This is a genomic window from Janthinobacterium sp. KBS0711 (genome assembly GCF_000988085.1).
GTDB classification, from domain to species: domain Bacteria; phylum Pseudomonadota; class Gammaproteobacteria; order Burkholderiales; family Burkholderiaceae_D; genus Janthinobacterium; species Janthinobacterium lividum_E.
In genome coordinates, this window is sequence record NZ_LBCO01000035.1 from 274,543 (window position 1) to 292,018 (window position 17,476).

A 17,476-nucleotide genomic window follows, 5' to 3' on the forward strand; every position below is an offset into this window, starting at 1 on the left:
GCACATGGGGCACAAGAAATAGGAGGATGGCAAGAGCGCATGTAGGATGAGTCCCGCCTACGGTAGCGTAGTTACTTTCAGTTTTCCACCAAAAGTACCAAACACTCAGCAGTTAGCGGGTAGAGCGAAAATCGCCGCGTCGGCCGTCACGTAGACGCGTTCGCCAACGCCTGGGCGCACCGCATGGCCGCCCGTGAAGGCGCCAAACGAGGGCAAAATGGCGTGCGCCTGCCCCAGCAGGAAACACGGCAGACGCAAGCCGCCCCTTTCAGCGCGCAAGTGGAACACGGGATGCACGTGACCGGCCAGCACATAGCCGGGCGCGGCGGTATTCGGGTGATGGCAGAACGACAGCTTGCCCACCTGGTGCGGTTCATCGACCATGCGTATCCCCAGCGCGGCGGCCGGGTCGCCCGCATGCGCATCATGGTTGCCGCGCACCACCGTCAGGCGCAGGCCCGGATGGCGCGCACGCCAGGCCAGCATGGCGGCCACGGTGGCGGGCGCATGCGCGGCGCGCGCGTGCAAAAAGTCGCCGAGAAAGACGATTTCCTCGCAAGCGTAAGTGGCCAGCAAGGCGTCGAGCGCCAGCAGGTTTTGCGTCGTGGTGCCGCGCGGCACGGGTACGCCCAGCGCGCGGAACGCGGCCGCCTTGCCGAAATGGATGTCGGCGATGACCAGCATCTTGCGCGCCGGCCAGTACACGGCCCTGTGCGCCAGCAGCCACAGAATCTCGCCGGCCAGTTCCACCACGCAGTGCGCCTGCTGCGACTCACTCATGCGGCCGCCTTTTCCAGCGCGCTGACCAGCCGCGCCACCCGGTCCGACAGCTTTTCCGTCGTCAGCTGTTCACGGAAGCGCTCGACCATCAAGCCGAAGGCAAATGGGGAGGCCCGCTCCAGCGCTTGCAGGCTGATGCTCCTGCCATGCAGCTCGCGCAAGGTGGCGCGCAAGCGCGTCAATTCCAGCTCCTGTTCCAGCACTTCGCGCTGCGCCTGCGTGAGCAGCAAATTGGCCGCATCGTGCTTGCGGAACACTTCAAAAAACAGCGAGGACGAGGCCTGCAACTGGCGCGCGCTTTTTGGCTGGCCCGGATAGCCCTGGAACACGAGGCCCGCGATGCGGGCGATTTCGCGGAAGCGCCGCTGCGACAGCTCCGTCGCATTCAGGCTGGCCAGCACGTCTTCCAGCAAGTTATCAGTGCTGAACAGGGCAAGATCGGCGCCGCTGGCACCAATCAACAGCGGCGCAAAATCAATGTCGTCCGCGCCCAGCAATTCAAAGCCGTAATCGTTGACGGCGATCGACAAGGTCGCCGGCTGCACGCGCGCGATCCGGTAAGCCAGCAATGACGCCAGGCCCACGTGCACGGAGCGCCCGGCAAACGGATACACGAACAAATGATGGCCTTCGCGGCTGGACAAGGTTTCGAGCAAGAGGCTGGCGCGCGTGGGCAGGCTCGACCATGCCTGCTGGATGGCCAGCAGCGGCGCCAGCGCGCGCATTTCCGGCCCGCTGGCCTTCCCTTCCTGCGCCAGCTGCAACTGGTCCAGCACGGCATGTGCCAGCTCCGACGACAGCGGCATCTTGCCGCCCTGCCAGCGCGGCACAGCGCCGCGGCTGCCAGTTGCGCGCCGCACGTAGGCCGTCATCTCGTGCACGCGCACGAATTCCAGGATGCGCCCGCCAAACAAAAAATGGTCGCCCTGCTTCAGGCGCGCGATGAACGATTCCTCGATGCTGCCGATGCGCCCGCCGCCGAGGAACTTGACCTGGATCGCCGCCTCCGACACGATGGTGCCGATGCTCATGCGGTGGCGCCGCGCCAGCGCCACGTCGGGCACGCGGTACACGCCGTCCTCGTCCGGCAGCACTCTGCGGTATTCCGGATACACGGTCAGGCTTTGCCCGCCGCGCGCGACGAAATCGAGCGCCCATTGCCACTCGTCCGGCGTCAGGTGGCGGTAGGACCAGGCCGCGCGCACTTCCGCGTACAGCTCGGGCGACGCAAAACCGCCGCCCAGGGCGATCGTCACCAGGTGCTGCACCAGCACGTCGAGCGGCTTGTCCGGTACGGGCCGCGCTTCCAGGTGGCCTTGCGCCAGGGCAGTGCGGGCGGCGGCCGCTTCCAGCAATTCCAGGCTGTTGGTGGGCACCAGGGTGACGCGCGAAATGCGCCCCGGCGCGTGACCGCTGCGCCCGGCCCGCTGCACCAGGCGCGCGATACCTTTCGCGCTGCCCACCTGCAGCACGCGCTCGACGGGCAGGAAATCGACGCCCAGGTCCAGGCTGGACGTGCACACGACGGCTTTCAGCTCGCCCGTTTTCAGGTGCTGCTCGACCCACTCGCGCACTTCGCGGTCCAGCGAACCGTGGTGCAGGGCGATCAAGCCCGCCCAGTCGGGCCGCGCATCGAGCAAATGCTGGTACCACAGCTCGGCCTGCGAACGCGTGTTGGTAAACACCAGGGTGGTGGCGCTGCCTTCGATCTCGGTGATCAGCGGTTGCAGCATCTGGATACCCAAATGCCCGCCCCAGGGAAAGCGCGTGGGGTTGACGGGAATCAGGCTGTCGACGAGGATGCGCTTTTTGACTTTGCCTTCCACCAACACGCCGGCGTTTTCCTCGCCCAGCAAAACGTCCTGCGCCTGCTGCAGATTGCCCAGGGTGGCCGACAGGCCCCACGTCATCAACGTGTCATTCCAGCGGCGCAAGCGGGCCAGCGCCAGCTGCACCTGCACGCCGCGCTTGCTTCCCATCAATTCATGCCACTCATCGACAATCACGGTTTCCAGCAGGCTGAAACGTTCGCGGGCATCCGCCTGGCTCAGCATCAGAGACAGGCTTTCCGGCGTCGTGACGAGCACCTCGGGCCAGGCCTTCGCCTGCCGCGCTCGCTGCGCGGCGCTCGTGTCGCCCGTGCGCGCCTCGATGCGCCAGCCGGGCGCCAGCTCCGCGCCAGACGCTTGCAAGGCGCGCACGGTGTCGGCCGCCAGCGCCCGCATGGGCGTGATCCACAGCACGCGCAAGCCCTGCTTCCTGCCCTTGCGCGCCAGCCGCTCGGCGCGCAGCAAGGCGCCGAACCAGACGGCGTAGGTCTTGCCGGAGCCCGTGCTCGCATGCAGCAGGCCGGACTGGCCCTGTGCTGCCGCACGCCAGACGGCGCGCTGGAACGGGAACACCGTCCAGCCGCGCGCGACAAACCATGCATCGATGCGCTGCGCCAGCGCACTTTTGCTCATGTGGCCTGGACCAGCATGGCCTTCAGGGTGGCCAGGGTGTCCGCATCGGCGATGGCCTTGTCGTCGCGCCGGCGCAGGATGCGGGGAAAGCGCACGGCGATGCCCGCCTTGTGGCGGCTGGACGCGGCAATGCCTTCGAAGCCGATCTCGAACACCATCGTCGGCTTGACGCTGCGCACGGGGCCGAATTTTTCGATCGTCGTCTTGCGGATGGCGGCGTCGACTTGCCCGATTTCCGCATCCGTCAAACCGGAATACGCCTTGGCGAACGGCACCAGCTTGCGTTCCCCTTCCTCAACGTCATCCCACACGGCAAACGTGTAATCCGTGTACAGCGACGCGCGCCGCCCGTGACCCGCCTGGGCGTAGATCAGCACGGCGTCGATGGAATACGGATCGATCTTCCACTTCCACCAGGTGCCTACGTCTTTCGTGCGGCCCACGCCATACGCGGCCGACCTGGCCTTGAGCATCATGCCTTCCACACCGCGCGCCCGCGATTCGCTGCGGATGGCCGCCAGCGCCTCCCAGCTTGCCGCCTCGATACGCGGCGACAGGCGCAGCGCGGGAGCATTTACCTGCGCCACTACGCTTTCCAGCAGCGCGCGGCGCTCGAGCTGGGGCAACTGACGCACGTCCACGCCATCGAGTTCCAGCACATCGTAGGCCACCAGCACGGCCGGCAATTCGGCCAGCAACTTGGGCGACACGCTCTTGCGACCCATGCGTTGTTGCAGATCGGCAAATGGCGCCGGCACGTCGCCCGGCTGCCAGATGAGGATTTCGCCATCGAGCACGGTGCCTTCGGGCAAGGCCAGCTGCGCCAGCTCGGGAAAGCGCTCCGTGATCAATTCCTCGCCGCGCGACCACAGCCAGTTCACGCCCTCGCGGCGCAACAGCTGGGCGCGCATGCCGTCATATTTCCATTCAGCCAGCCAGTCGCCGATGTCGCCGAGACTCTGCGGCTCCGCCTGCAAAGGATGGGCGAGGAAAAACGGATACGGCTGGCCGCCGCGCAGCGCATGTTCGCCATCGGACTGCGCGGCGATCAGCTTGAGAAAGCCCGCGCCCGTGGGGCTGACCTTGCCATCGGTCCAGCCCATCAGGCGCTGAGCGATCAGCTTGCTGTCGACGGCGGCGATGGAGGCCAGCGCGCGCGTCACCAGCAGTTTGGATACGCCCACGCGAAAGCCGCCGCCGATCAGTTTGATCAGCAGGAAGCGTTCGCGCGTTTCCAGCTCGTCCCAGTAGGCCAGCAAGTCGGCGCGGATGGTCTCGGGCGGCGCGCCGCGCAACGGTGCGACGCGCTGCTCGACCCACTCGGCCAGGCCGATGTCGCTGCGTCTGGCGGGCGCGGGCAGGATCAGGGCGATGGTTTCGGCCAGGTCGCCGACGGCGTGGTAGGCCTCGTCGAACAGCCAGGCGTCCAGGCCCGCCCGCTCGGTCGCGTATTCGCGCAGCAATTTGGTGGGCACGGCCTGGCGCGGCTTGCCGCCGGCCAGGAAATACACGGCCCAGGCCGCATTCTCGGGCGAGGCACCGCGAAAATACGCTTGCAGCGCCGCCAGCTTGCGGCTGGTGGAGGTCGTCTCGTCGAGTTCCGCATACAGCCGGGCAAAGTCACGCATGGGTGACGTCCTCCGCTGCCGTGGACGCACCGTGCACGTCGTCGGCCTCGTCGCCGCCATACTCCGTTTCGAAGCCGCCCGCCTGCCAGCCGTTCTGCTGCAGCCAGCGCACCATCACGGGAATCGAGCCGTGCGTGACGATGACGCGTTCGGCCTGCGTGGCCGTGATCGCTTGCATCAGGCCCGGCCAGTCGGCATGGTCGGACAGGACGAAACCCCGGTCCACGCCACGCCGCCGGCGCGCGCCGCGCAGCAGCATCCAGCCGCTGGCGAACGCATCGCTGTAGTCGCTGAAACGCTTCATCCACGGCGAACCGGCGGCCGACGGCGGCGCGATCACCATCGCCGTCTTCAGGGCCGCCTTGTCCGTGACGTCGCTCACCATCACGGTGGCGGGCAAGGCCACGCCGGATTCGCGGTAGACTTGCGTCAAGGCCTGCGCCGCGCCATGACAGATGATGGGACCGATGGAAGGGTCGAGCCCGGCCAGGATGCGCTGCGCCTTGCCGAAGGCATAGCAGAACAGCACGCTGGTGCGCCCTTCGGCCGCATTCCTGCGCCACCATTGGTTGATGTCATCATTGATTTCCTGCGGCGCCTGCCAGCGGTAGATGGGCAGGCCGAACGTCGATTCCGTAATAAAAGTATCGCAGCGCACGGGCTCGAACGGTACGCAAGTGGGGTCGGGCTGCAGCTTGTAGTCGCCCGACGCCACCCACACTTCGCCGCCCACTTCCATGCGCACCTGGGCCGAACCCAGCACGTGGCCGGCCGGATGCAGCGACACGCGCACGCCGTGGTGGTCGATGGTCTCGCCATAGGCGAGGCCCTGGATGGACACGGCGCCCAGGCGCGCGCGCAGCACCTGCTCGCCGGGCGCGGCGCACAGGTAATGCCGATGCCCGACACGCGCATGGTCGGCATGCGCATGCGTGATGATGGCGCGCTCGACGGGACGCCACGGGTCGATGTAGAACTGACCCGGCACACAGTACAAGCCTTCCTTGCGCACCACCACCATGTCTGCCATGCCCTGCCCCCTGCCTTGAAAAAAGCGCGTTGGAATGGGCTGATTCTAGCGCTCTTGCGCCAGATCACTGTTCGGCAGCGCACCAAGGCTTCACGCGGGGACAACGAATTCCGCCATGAAAGTACGCGTGGTGTTCTCCGGAAAGGCAATGGTGACCTGGTCGCCCGCCACGGACAGCACGGTGCCGATCTGGTAGCGCGGTACGCGCACGCGGCTGCCGACGGCGATCTGGGGCGCCGGCGCTGGCGCAGGTACTTGAGCAGGCGCTGGCGGGAACTCGTCCAGGGAGATGGGTGCGGCCAGCGCGGGCGGCGACTGGCAATTGTCGCAGGTGCAGCAGCGCTCGAAATCGCCGGCATCGCCAAAGTAATCGAGCAGCAATTTCCAGCGGCACAAGCCGCTTTGCGCATACGCCACCATCTGCTCGAGCGCCTGCTTGTCGCGCTCCTGCTTGTCGACATAGATCTGCGCCAGCTGCGCATACGCAGGCGTGGTAGCCGATGGCGCTTTCAAGCTGTAGCCGAGCTTGCGGTCCTGGCGCAGCAGCTTGCCGTCTTTCAATAGTTTCAGGCAGACCTTCAGATGACCATCGGAAAACTCGGGCAGGCGCGCTGCCAGCGCGGCGAACGCGAACGTGGCGGGCAATTCCTGCGCGACCGCCACGATGGCGGCCAGTTCTTCGGCCGTGGGATAGTGCTTGGCCAGGAAAAATTGCTGCACCCGCTTGTCTTCCTGGAAGTACAGCAAGGTGCAGTCGGCGGGCAAGCCGTCGCGCCCCGCCCGGCCCGATTCCTGGTAGTACGCTTCCAGGTTGGCCGGCACCTGCAAGTGAATGACGAAACGCGTGTCGGGTTTGTCGATGCCCATGCCGAACGCGTTGGTGGCCACCATGATGCGGCGCTCGCCGTTCATGAACAAGTCCTGGTTGTGCTTGCGCTCGCGCGCCGCCAGCTTGCCGTGGTAGCACGTGACGCTCTCGCCCAGTTCCGCCAGCCGCGTCGCCAGCTCTTCGACGGCCTTGACGGTGGCCGCATACACGATGCCCACGCCTGGCGTCTCGCGCAGCAGGCGCAGGACTTCGTCCTGCTTCTCTCCCGCATTCGTGACCTGGATCACGCGGTAGCGCAAATTGGCGCGGTAGATGCCCGTATTGATGACCTGCAACTTGCGCGCTTCGAGCTGCGCGTCGATATCGTCTATCACTTCGCCCGTGGCCGTGGCCGTCAGCGCCAGCACGGGCGGACGGCCCAGCGCGCGCAGGGCGGCCGCGATTTCCAGATAGGCGGGACGAAAGTCGTGGCCCCACTGGGAAATGCAATGGGCTTCATCGATGACGACCAGGCTGGGCGGCGCGCCGGCCAGCAAGGACAGGAAGTCGGGCATCGCCAGGCGTTCCGGCGTGCAAAAGATAATGAGCCTGCCGCCCTGGGCGATGCGGGCGAGGGCGTCGTCCTCTTCGGCGCGCGACAGGCTGCTGTTGAGTTGCACGGCCGTGATGCCCAGTTCATGCAGCTTTTCCAGCTGGTCTTTCATGAGCGAGATCAGCGGCGACACGACCAGGGTCGCGCCCGGCAACAGGGCGGCGGGCAACTGGTAGCACAGGGACTTGCCGCTGCCGGTGGGCATAATGGCCAGGGTGTCGCGTCCGGCCAGCACGCTGTCGATGACTTCCTGCTGGCCCGTGCGCAGCCGCGCCACGCCAAAAACCGAGCGCAGCAGGCGCTGAATGTGTCGACCGGACTTGTTCGCAGTAAGCTGCATCGTTGCCATCCCAAAAGTAAAAGCGCCATGCCGGCGCCCTTGCGCCTGGCTGCAATTACTTTAAGGCCGGGCCTGGCGCACCGCCATAGGACGGCTGCTACAGCCCGTGTAGGATATCAAGAAGCAAACAGGATGGCCCAGAACAGCATCAGCAAGCCGGCAATCGACACGCACCACACGAGCGTGCGCACGACGGGCACGCCAAACGCATACAGGGGCAGATACAGCACACGCGCGGCCAGGTACAGGGCGGCGCCGTACAAGGTCAGCGCGCTTTCCTGCGCCGTCACGTGGGCGATCAGCACGGCGGCGGCGAACAGGGGGAGGGTTTCAAACAGATTCGCCTGGGCCCGCCGCAAGCGGCCCGTGATCTTGCCCACGGGCGGCCCGTCGCCGTCGCGCGCGCTCACGTTATAGGCCGTGCCCGTTTCGCGCGTGCGGAACAGCGCGGGCAGGAGGATTTGCACCAGCGCCAGCACCAGGGTGCAGGCCAGCATCGTCAGTTCAGGGGTCATGCTTTACCTCGTGGATGAGACAGGCAAGCCGTGCGGCGCATGCCCGTCAGGGTTGGTCGAGTGCCGCTTGCAACTCCAGCAAATCATAGGGCTTGCGCAAGACGCTGGCGGAAAAGCCCAGTTCATCCATCGATTCCTTGCCGTAGCCCGTGGAAAAGATGATGCGCATGCCCGGTTTATCGCGCAGTACCATGCGCGCCAGCGCGATGCCGGACATGCCCGGCAGGCTGACATCCGTAAACAGGATATCGAAGTCTTGCTCGTTGAGCAATTTCCACGCCGCCTCGCCATCGGATACGCCGCTGACCGTGTGGCCCAGCATGCCCACCAGTTCGCACACCATCAGCTGCGAATCGAGATTGTCTTCCACTACGAGTATCTTCATCGATGTCGGCATGTCCCCCTGCGGTTCCGGTGCGTGGCCCGTCAAGTCCAGCCCCGGCGTGCCGCCTCCCAGCATGCTGACCGACGTGCTGCTGCCAGCCACCGGCGCGCCGGACCGTTCAAACTGGCGCGCACGCATTTGCTGCTGGCGGTTGGCCAGCACGTGGCGCAGCTTGCGCGCCAGCTCTTCGCGCCGGTACGGTTTGCTGAGCAATTCCACTCCCGCGTCGAGACGCCCTTCGTGCACGATGACATCCTGCGCGTAGCCCGACGTAAACAGTACGGCGATATCGGGCTGCAACTCGCGCGCCTGGCGCGCCATCTCCGTGCTGCTGACGGGACCGGGCATGATCACGTCCGTAAACAGCAGGTCGATCTGCGCGCCGCTGTGCAGCACGGCCAGCGCGCTTTCGCCATCTTCGGCCTTGAGCACCTTGTAGCCAAGCGCGCCGAGCATGTCGACCACGGTGGTGCGCACGCCCACGTCGTCTTCCACCACCAGCACCGTTTCCGTGCCGCCCGTGACGACGCCGCTCAATTCCAGTTCCTCGTCCGCTTCCGCCATCAGGGAACGGGGCAAATAGATTTTGACTCCCGTACCTACGCCAGGTTCACTGTAAATGCGGATATGGCCACGGCTTTGCGTGACAAAGCCATACGCCATCGACAAGCCCAGGCCCGTGCCCGCGCCTTCCGGCTTGGTGGTGAAGAAGGGCTCGAACGCGCGCTGCAGCACCGAGCCGCTCATGCCGCGGCCCGTATCGGTCACCGACAGCATCACGTACTGCCCCGCCGGCACGTCGACCAGGTTGTGCACATACTGTTCGTCGAGCACGACATTGCCCAGCTCGATGGTCAGCTTGCCCACGCCATCCATGGCGTCGCGCGCATTGATGGCCAGGTTGAGGATGACGTTCTCGATCTGGCTGCGGTCGACGAGGGTATTCCACAGCCCGCCGCCGCCCACCAGCACGATGTCGATCGCTTCGCCCAGGGCGCGCCGCAGCAGCGCATCCATGTTGCGCACTACGCGCGCCAAGTCGGCCACCACCGGTTGCAAGGGCTGGCGCCGCGCAAACGCCAGCAGGTGCGACGACAGCTTGGCGCCCCGCTCGACGGCGGCAATCGCCGTGTCCAGGCGCTGGCGCATCAGGCCATCCGTGCCCGCCAGATGCTGCAGCAGATGCAAATTGCCGGAAATGATTTGCAGCACATTATTGAAATCGTGCGCGATACCGCCCGTCAGCTGACCCACGGCTTCCATCTTCTGCGCCTGGCGCAAGGCGTCTTCGGCCTTGGTGCGCTCACCGACTTCCTGTTCGACCCGGTGTTCCAGCGTTTCGTTCAATTCATGCAGCGCTTTTTCCACGCGGCGCCGGTCCGTGATATCCGTCTTGACGGCGATCAGGGAACGCGTCTGTCCTTGTTCATCGACCAGCCGGCTGACATTGCTCGACACCCACACTTGCGAACCATCGGGCTTCAGGTAGCGTTTTTCCAGAGAGAACGATTCGCCCGTTTCCACCAGGCGCCGGAACAGCACGCTGTTGCCGGGCACGTCCGCCGGATGCATAATGTCGTTCATGTTCAGGTTCAGCAGCTCTTCGGCCGAGCGGCCCAGCATGCAGCACAGGGCGCCGTTGACGCGCTGGAAGCGGCCATCGAGGCCCAGTTCGGACAAGCCCACCGAGGCCTGGCCGAAAATGGCCGCCATGCGTTCCTGGCTGGCGTTCAGTTCATCCTCGATCTGGCGCCGCTCCGTCACGTCGAACGACACGCCCACGTAGCGGCGCTGGCCCGGCACGCGGCCGGCCACCACCTCGCCCTGGCGCGCGATCCAGCGCAGCGCGCCATCGGCGGGACGGCGGATGCGGTACTCCACGTATTCCAGGGGATTGGGCGCCACGTCAAGCTTGCTCGGCCCGACCTTTTGCTGGTCGCGCGCATCGACCAGGCTCACCAGCAGGCGTTCCGTTACTTCTTCCTCGTCGGCAATGCCCCACAGGCGGCGGAAAGTGGGCGACACCAGCATCGCGCCTGTCTCGGGGAACCATTCGAAGGTGCCGATGCCGCCCGCCTGCTGTGCCAGGCGCAAGCGCTCCTCGCCTTCCATGCGTTCGGTGACATCGATGCCTTCGACGAGAATGCCCGTGACCACGCCCTCGTCATCCTTGATGGGCTGGTAGACGAAATCGATCTGGCGCTGGCCCGTCTGCCCGTCCGCCGTCTGCAAATCCACCTTCACCTGGCGTCCCTCGTACGGTTCGCCCGTGCGGTAGACCTGGTCGAGCAGTTCGATGAAACCTTGCTCCTTGACTTCAGGCAAGGCCGCTTCGACTGTCTTGCCCAGCAAATCGCGGTGGCCGACCAGGCGCAGATAATGCTCGTTCGCCAGCTCGAACACGTGTTGCGGCCCGCGCAGCATGGCCATGAAGCTGGGCGCCTGCTGGAACAGGGCGCGCAGCAGGGCGCGCTCCTCGCCCAGGCGGCGGTTGGCCGCGCGCACGGCCTCGCTCTCGGCCTGCAAGGTCGTGTTGAGTTTGCCCAGCTCGGCCGTGGCCAGCTTCAGCTGGCGCCCTTCTTCCATGCGCGCCGTCAATTCCAGTGCCGTGCACAGCACGCCGTCCACCTGGCCATCGGCGCCATGCACGGGCGTGTAATACAGGTCGAAACAGACGTCCGTGCGCTGTCCGCCACGCAACAGCGGCAAACAGCATTCGCGGTGCACCTGCGTCTCGCCGCGCAGTCCCGCTTCGAGGATGCGCGCGTTCCAGTCCCAGATTTCGGGCCAGATGCCCGGCACCGTGCCGCCCAGCGCCGCCGGATGGCGCCCGCCTGCAATCTGGATGTAGTCGTCGTTGTAAATCATCACGTGCTGCGGGCCCCACATCAGCACCATCGCCATCGGTGAATTGAGCACGATGTCGACGCTGGTGCGCAAATGGGCGGGCCAGCCATCGAGGGCGCCCAGGCTGGTGGCGGACCAGTCGCGCTGGCGCACCAGCTCGCCCATGTTGCCGCCGCCGCGCGGCCAGGCTGGCGCGCTCATGTGGCCATTTCCGCTTGCACGCGCACCTGGCATTGGCGCGGGATGCGCACGGTCGCCAGCGTGCCATGGGCGGCCGTCGAGCTGATCTCGACCGTGCCGCCGTGGGCCTTGACGAACATGTTCACCGTGTACAGGCCCAGTCCCAGGCCCTGCCCCGTCCTGCGCTTCTCGCCCGCCTGCTGGAACGGCTCGAACAGGGTCGGCAGCAAGGCGGCGGGAATGACGCCGCGATTGGCGATGCGCAACTCGATACTGTCGGCGGCCCGTCCATCGAGGGCCAGTTGCACGGGCGCGCCCGGCTCGCCATGCGTGATGGCATTGTTTAACAGATTCGAGATGACTTGCGACAGCAGGCCCGCATCGCATTGACCGTGCAAGTCGCCCACGCTGCTGACCTCGACCAGCGGGGTCTGGCCAGCCGTCTCGAATTCCTCGACGATGGCGCGCGCCAGCGCCAGGTAGTCGTGCGTGCTGCTGCGCAACTCCATCGTGCCGGAACGGATGCGCGCCAGGTCCAGCAACTGGTCGACCATGCGCCCCATGCGCTTGGCGCTGCTTTCGATGCGCTGCGCCGTGACGATCACCTTCGGGTGGTCGCTCATCATCGGCAGCAGCATGGCGCCGTTCATCACGACGGACAAAGGCGTGCGCAAGTCGTGGCCCAGCACGGCCGTAAACAGTTCATTCAGGTGCAATGCATGCTTGAGTTCGTCGAGCTGAGCCGACAATTCGCGTTTCTGCCGGTACAGCTGGACCAGTACGGCCACCTTGCTTTGCAAGGCTTTCACGTCGATGGGCTTGTAGAGGAAATCGACGGCGCCCGCCTCGTAGCCGCGGAAGCTGTAGCTCGGTTCGCGCGACGCGGCCGTGAGGAAGATCAGGGGAATGCTGCGCGTGCGCTCACTGCCGCGTATCAGCTCGGCCAGCTCGAAACCATCCATGTGCGGCATCTGCACGTCGATCAGGGCCAGCGCCACTTCATGCGTCAACAGCAATTCCAGCGCTTGCGCGCCCGAGCTTGCCTTCAGGATGACAATACCGGGCCGTGCCAGCACGGCTTCGGCGGCGACCAGGTTTTGCGCGATGTCGTCAACGACGAGGATATGGATAGGTGCGGTCACGGGGTCATCTTCAGGCATCGCAACGGCGAGACGCCATCGTGTTTCGATATGGACATAAACATTGTTTCAATTCTCACATATATTACACGCACTACACCACTCCCATTCACTTGTGTTCGCCGTTGCCCAGCAATGCCAGGCTGGCCGCCATTTGCGGCAAATCGAGCACGCGGTCGGCGCCCGCCAGCTTGAGTGCGGCCGCCGGCATGATGCCACAACTGGCCCGCTGCGGGTCTTGCACCCAGGCACTGCCGCCCAGCTGCCGCACGCGCGCCAGGCCCGCCGCGCCATCGGCCGAGGCGCCCGTCAGGATAATGGCCAGCATGGCGCGCCGGTAAGCCAAGGCCGCCGTTTCCAGCAAGACATCGATCGATGGGCGCGAAAAATACACGGGCGCTTCCTGCGACAGGGAAAAACAGCCATCGGGCTCGACTTGCAGGTGGTAGTCGGGCGGGGCGAAATACACGGTGCCCGCTTGCAGCGGCTCCTTGTCCTGCGCCTCGCGCAAGGGCAGCTGGCAACGTTCCGCATACAGCTGCGGCAACTGGCTCGAGCGGCCCGGCGCCAGGTGCAGCACCACCACGACGGCCGCGCGGCAGGTGGCGGGCAAGGCGCGCAGCACGATGCCCAGCGCTTCCACTCCTCCGGCCGAGGCGCCGATGGCGATCAGGCGCAGGCCGGCGGGCGGTGGCGCGACGTCGCAGCTTGGCAGCATGTCAGGCACGCTGGAAAATGCGTTCGGCCGGGCTCAGCTCGTTGAAGCTGTCCGCATGGCGGCTGAAATGCAGGCTTTCCTTCATGCCCAGGCCCAGGAAGCCACGGTTCACCAGCGCTTCGTGAAACAGGCCCAGGCTGCGGTCTTGCAAGTCTTTATTGAAATAAATCATGACATTACGGCAGGAAACCATGTGCACCTCCGAAAACACGCTGTCCGTCGCCAGGCTATGGTCGGCGAAGACGAACTGGCGCCGCAAGCGCCGGTCAAAGATGGCGCCCTTGTAGGCGGCCGTGTAATAGTCGGACAGCGAGCGCTTGCCGCCCGCCAGCTGGTAATTCTCGCTGAACTGGGCGATGCGTTCGACCGGATAGATACCCGCTTCGGCGGCGGCCAGCGCTTCCACGTTGATGTCGGTCGCGTAGATCATGCTGCGCTCGAGCAAGCCTTCCTCTTCCAGCAAGATGGCCAGCGACCAGACCTCTTCCCCGCTGCTGCAGCCGGCCACCCAGATCTTGATCGAGGGATAGGTATGCAGGATGGGCACGACTTTTTCGCGCAGGGCCCGAAAATATGCGGGATCGCGGAACATCTCGCTCACTTGCACCGTGAAAAACTGCAGCATCTGCGCGAACATGGCTGGCTCGTGCAAGATGCGGTCCTGCAATTGCGACAGGCTGGCGCAGCCGAAGCGCTCCATGGCCTGGCGCATGCGCCGGCGCAGGGACGCCACGGAATAATCGCGGAAATCGTGCTGATAGCGCAGCAGTATTCCCTCAAGCAATAACTTCAGTTCTATATCGAAAATATCGTCATCTAACAACATCCACCTCATCGGATACCTGAACATTGAACGGCGTGCATAGCGCAGCGCGCAGTCACTGCCAAATGCTAGCAGATCGCCGGCAATTATCCTGCAGAGAAAGTTTCAGTTAGGTACGCTGGCGTACACTCGCGCGTTTTTTTCGGCTCTGTCCTCGTGAAGTAGGGAATTCCGGGAATCTTCCCGTGTCCCTGCTGTCTGACTGAGCATCGCAGACAAACGGGAGCCTTCCATGCAGCCAGCCCAATGGAAAACCTTCATCGCCCAGTTCGCAGAACTGAACCGCCGCCAGCGCCTGGCGGGCATCGCCCTGCTGCACGGGGCCGCATCGCAAGACGTCGCCGTGGCATTGATCGAAAGCGTGGCCCGCCAACGACTGCACTGTCCGGCTTGCAACAGCAACCATGCTCACCAGCACGGCCATGCGCACGGACTGCAGCGCTACCGTTGCGTGCCTTGCGGCCGCACCTTCAATGCACTCACCGGCACGCCGCTTGCCCGCTTGCACCATAAGGCGCTGTGGCTTGAATATGCCGATTGCATGCTGACTTCGGATTCCGTACGCAAGGCAGCGTTACAGCTGGGCGTGCACCGCAATACCGCGTTTCGCTGGCGCCACCGGTTTTTATCGTTGGCAAAAACGGACCGGCCCCATCGCCTGCATGGCATCGCCGAAGCGGACGAGCTGTATGTACTGGAATCGGAGAAGGGATCGCGGCATTTGACGCGCCCGGCGCGGCGCCGTGGTGGTCATGCCTTTAAACGTGGCATATCGACTGAGCAAGTCTGCATCCTGGTGGCGCGTGACCGCACTGGACAAACCCTCGATTTCGTCACGGGAAAAGGGGCACTGACCAAGGCGCAGCTACATGCTTGCCTGCCACCGGTCATCGACAAGGATATCTTGCTGGTTACCGATGGTCATGCCGCCTACCGCGCCTTCGCCCATGAAGCAGGGGTCAGCCACCAGGCCGTCAACTTGCGTGCTGGTATCCGCGTGCGGGACGCCGCCCACGTGCAAAACGTCAATGCGTATCACAGCCGCTTGCGGGATTGGCTACGGCCGTTTCACGGCGTGGCCACACGCTACCTGTCGAATTACCTGGGCTGGCGCTGGATACTCGACGCCGGGCGCATCCGCTCGCCAGAAACATTATTGAAGGCAACACTGGGAGCATTCCCACATCTGACGGTGACATAGCCTTTTTTTCAGGCATCCACGCCCTTCATGCCCTCGTCCGTATAGCGCGCACCCGCCGCCATGCCCAGGGGAAAGGCAGCGTTCATCGCCGCTAGTTTGGTCCCATCCAGCCGCACGGCCAGCGCACCGAGGTTATCGTGCAAATACGCGATGCGCTTGGTGCCGGGAATGGGAATGATGTCGTCGCCTTGCGCCAGCAGCCAGGCCAACGCCAGCTGGGCCGGCGTGCAGCCTTTTGCGCGCGCGATGTCCCTGACCTGCGCGACGATGGCCTGGTTGCGCGCCAGGTTCTCGGCGGCAAAGCGGGGATTGAAATGGCGGAAATCGCCCGCGTCCAGGCTGGCCGCATCGGCGATGGCGCCCGTCAGGAAACCGCGCCCCAGCGGGCTGTAGGCAAAGAAACTGGCGCCCACGTCGCGGCAGGCGGCCAGCACGCCCTGCTCCGGTTCGCGCGTCCACAGCGAGTATTCGCTCTGCACGGCGGCCACGGGGCAGATCGCCGCCGCGCGCCGCAAGGTGGCGGCGCTTACTTCGCACAGGCCCACGGCGCGGATCTTGCCCTCTTGCCGCAGTTGCGCCAGCGCGCCCATCGATTCCTCCAGTGGCGTCTCGAGGTTCAGGCGGTGCAGGTAAAACAGGTCGATGGCGTCCACGCCCAGGCGCGCCAGCGACGCTTCGCACGCCTGGCGGATGTAGGCGGGGGAATTGTCGACGCGGCGCGCATAACTGCCCGCCTCGCGCGCCAGCCCGCACTTGGTGGCGATCAGGGCCTGGCCCCGATGGCTGGCCAAAAAGCGCCCCAGCAATTGTTCGTTGTGGCCGAAACCGTAGGCGTCGGCCGTGTCGAACAGGGTCACGCCCGCCGCCAAGGCCGCTTCCAGGGTGGCCAGGGATTGCGCCTCGTCCGTGGCGCCGTAGAATTCCGACATGCCCATGCAGCCCAGGCCCAATGCCGAACTGCTCATGCCGCTATTGCCGATGCGTCGCTGTTGCATGCTGCTCTCCTCAGTTGTTGACTCGATGCCGCCAGTCTGGACCGCGCCGGGTGGCAAGGGAATGCCCGATTTCGTGATACCTTTCTGGTATGAGAGCCCTCGACACCCATGCCTTGAGCCTGTTTTGCGCCGTCGCCCGCTGCCTGAATTTCCGCCAGGCGGCGGAGCAATTGCACATGACCCAGCCGCCATTGTCGCGCGCCATCAAGGGGCTGGAAGACAAGCTGGGCGCGCGCCTGTTCGAGCGCGACACGCAAGGCGTGGCCTTGACGCAAGCGGGACGCACCCTGCTGCCGCAGGCGCTGCACATCCTCGATTTGCTGGAGACGGCGCAGCAATCGCTGCGGCAAGACAGCGCACCCGCGCGCCTGCGCCTGGGCTTGACGAGTTCCGTGGCGGCAGGCCTGTTCCGGCCGCTGCTAGCGGCGCTGGAGGAGCAACTGGGCAATGTCCGCTTGGAACTGACGGCGGCCCCGTCTCCGCGCCTGGTCGCCGCCGTGCGCAAGGGGCAGCTCGATGCGGCCCTGCTTGCGCTACCCAGCGCCACGTTCGAACTGGCCGTGCAGCCGCTGGCGCGCCAGTCCATGATGCTGGCCCTGCCCGCCGGCCACCGGTTGGCGAAAAAGCGCAAGCTGAGTCTGTCTGACATCGCTCAGGAACCCGTCTACTGGTTCGAGCGGGCGCGCCAGCCCGCCTTCTTCGACCATTGCCAGCAAGTGTTTCGCCGCCATGGCTTCGCGCCGCTGTTCTTGCGCGAAGCGCCCGACCACCATGTGCTGCTGGGCGACGTGGCCGCCGGCAAGGGCATGGCCCTGCTGGCCGATTCGTTCCGCGCGCTGCGCATGGATGGCGTGGCCTACCGGCCATTGGCGGAGGGCGAAGAATTGGCGGCCGGCATCGGCCTGGCCTGGCAGCCTGATGCCGGCCATGCGGCCCTGCCCCTGCTGCGCCAACTGGCGCAGGAACACCTGAAAAAGTGAACGCCACACGCGGATGACCCGAACGCGCTACC

At 65.4% G+C, this 17,476-nt stretch carries 13 protein-coding genes; 2 read left to right on the forward strand and 11 right to left on the reverse strand.

Features of this window, described 5'->3' with window-relative positions; translation table 11 throughout:
• Positions 1–105: 105 nt before the first annotated feature.
• The 10 genes from pdeM to VM94_RS24450 all read right to left on the reverse strand — a co-directional run bounded on the left by pdeM (position 106) and on the right by VM94_RS24450 (position 14,271).
• Positions 106–780 (reverse strand): ligase-associated DNA damage response endonuclease PdeM, encoded by a 675-nt coding sequence (gene pdeM / locus VM94_RS24405; RefSeq protein ID WP_046685812.1) that lies wholly within the window; start codon positions 778–780, stop codon positions 106–108.
• Positions 777–3,242, reverse strand: coding sequence for a ligase-associated DNA damage response DEXH box helicase (locus VM94_RS24410; protein ID WP_046685813.1), 2,466 nt, complete (start codon positions 3,240–3,242; stop codon positions 777–779). The genes pdeM and VM94_RS24410 overlap by 4 nt, the downstream gene beginning before the upstream one ends.
• The gene (locus VM94_RS24415; protein WP_046685814.1) at positions 3,239–4,870 is read right to left on the reverse strand and encodes an ATP-dependent DNA ligase; all 1,632 of its coding nucleotides are present in this window, start codon (positions 4,868–4,870) and stop codon (positions 3,239–3,241) included. Before VM94_RS24415 ends, VM94_RS24410 begins: the two co-directional genes overlap by 4 nt.
• Positions 4,863–5,900: a ligase-associated DNA damage response exonuclease gene (locus VM94_RS24420; RefSeq protein ID WP_046685815.1), complete on the reverse strand. Its 1,038-nt coding sequence runs from the start codon at positions 5,898–5,900 to the stop codon at positions 4,863–4,865. The genes VM94_RS24415 and VM94_RS24420 overlap by 8 nt, the downstream gene beginning before the upstream one ends.
• A 90-nt stretch (positions 5,901–5,990) precedes the next feature.
• Positions 5,991–7,661: a RecQ family ATP-dependent DNA helicase gene (locus VM94_RS24425; RefSeq protein WP_046685816.1), complete on the reverse strand. Its 1,671-nt coding sequence runs from the start codon at positions 7,659–7,661 to the stop codon at positions 5,991–5,993.
• 116 nt (positions 7,662–7,777) lie between these two features.
• Positions 7,778–8,176, reverse strand: a complete 399-nt coding sequence (locus VM94_RS24430) for an MAPEG family protein (protein ID WP_034750597.1) — start codon at positions 8,174–8,176, stop codon at positions 7,778–7,780.
• 46 nt (positions 8,177–8,222) lie between these two features.
• Positions 8,223–11,609 (reverse strand): hybrid sensor histidine kinase/response regulator, encoded by a 3,387-nt coding sequence (locus VM94_RS24435; RefSeq protein WP_046685817.1) that lies wholly within the window; start codon positions 11,607–11,609, stop codon positions 8,223–8,225.
• Positions 11,606–12,730 carry a hybrid sensor histidine kinase/response regulator gene (locus tag VM94_RS24440; protein WP_046686240.1) on the reverse strand — a complete coding sequence of 375 codons (1,125 nt, stop codon included), beginning with the start codon at positions 12,728–12,730 and terminating at the stop codon, positions 11,606–11,608. The genes VM94_RS24435 and VM94_RS24440 overlap by 4 nt, the downstream gene beginning before the upstream one ends.
• Positions 12,731–12,836: 106 nt before the next feature.
• Positions 12,837–13,445, reverse strand: a complete 609-nt coding sequence (locus VM94_RS24445; protein ID WP_046685818.1) for a chemotaxis protein CheB — start codon at positions 13,443–13,445, stop codon at positions 12,837–12,839.
• Between the two features lies 1 nt (position 13,446).
• Positions 13,447–14,271, reverse strand: coding sequence for a CheR family methyltransferase (locus VM94_RS24450; protein ID WP_200899269.1), 825 nt, complete (start codon positions 14,269–14,271; stop codon positions 13,447–13,449).
• 229 nt (positions 14,272–14,500) lie between these two features.
• Here VM94_RS24450 and VM94_RS24455 point away from each other — a divergent pair, with 229 nt between their 5' ends.
• Positions 14,501–15,469 carry an IS1595 family transposase gene (locus VM94_RS24455; RefSeq protein ID WP_046685820.1) on the forward strand — a complete coding sequence of 323 codons (969 nt, stop codon included), beginning with the start codon at positions 14,501–14,503 and terminating at the stop codon, positions 15,467–15,469.
• 8 nt (positions 15,470–15,477) lie between these two features.
• On the opposite strand, the gene VM94_RS24460 is transcribed toward VM94_RS24455, so the two are convergent.
• A complete protein-coding gene (locus VM94_RS24460) occupies positions 15,478–16,464 on the reverse strand; it encodes an aldo/keto reductase (RefSeq protein ID WP_046685821.1) in 987 nt (328 codons plus the stop codon).
• A gap of 89 nt (positions 16,465–16,553) precedes the next feature.
• On the opposite strand from VM94_RS24460, the gene VM94_RS24465 reads away from it, so the two are divergent.
• Positions 16,554–17,444 (forward strand): LysR family transcriptional regulator, encoded by an 891-nt coding sequence (locus VM94_RS24465; RefSeq protein ID WP_046685822.1) that lies wholly within the window; start codon positions 16,554–16,556, stop codon positions 17,442–17,444.
• Positions 17,445–17,476: the final 32 nt, after the last annotated feature.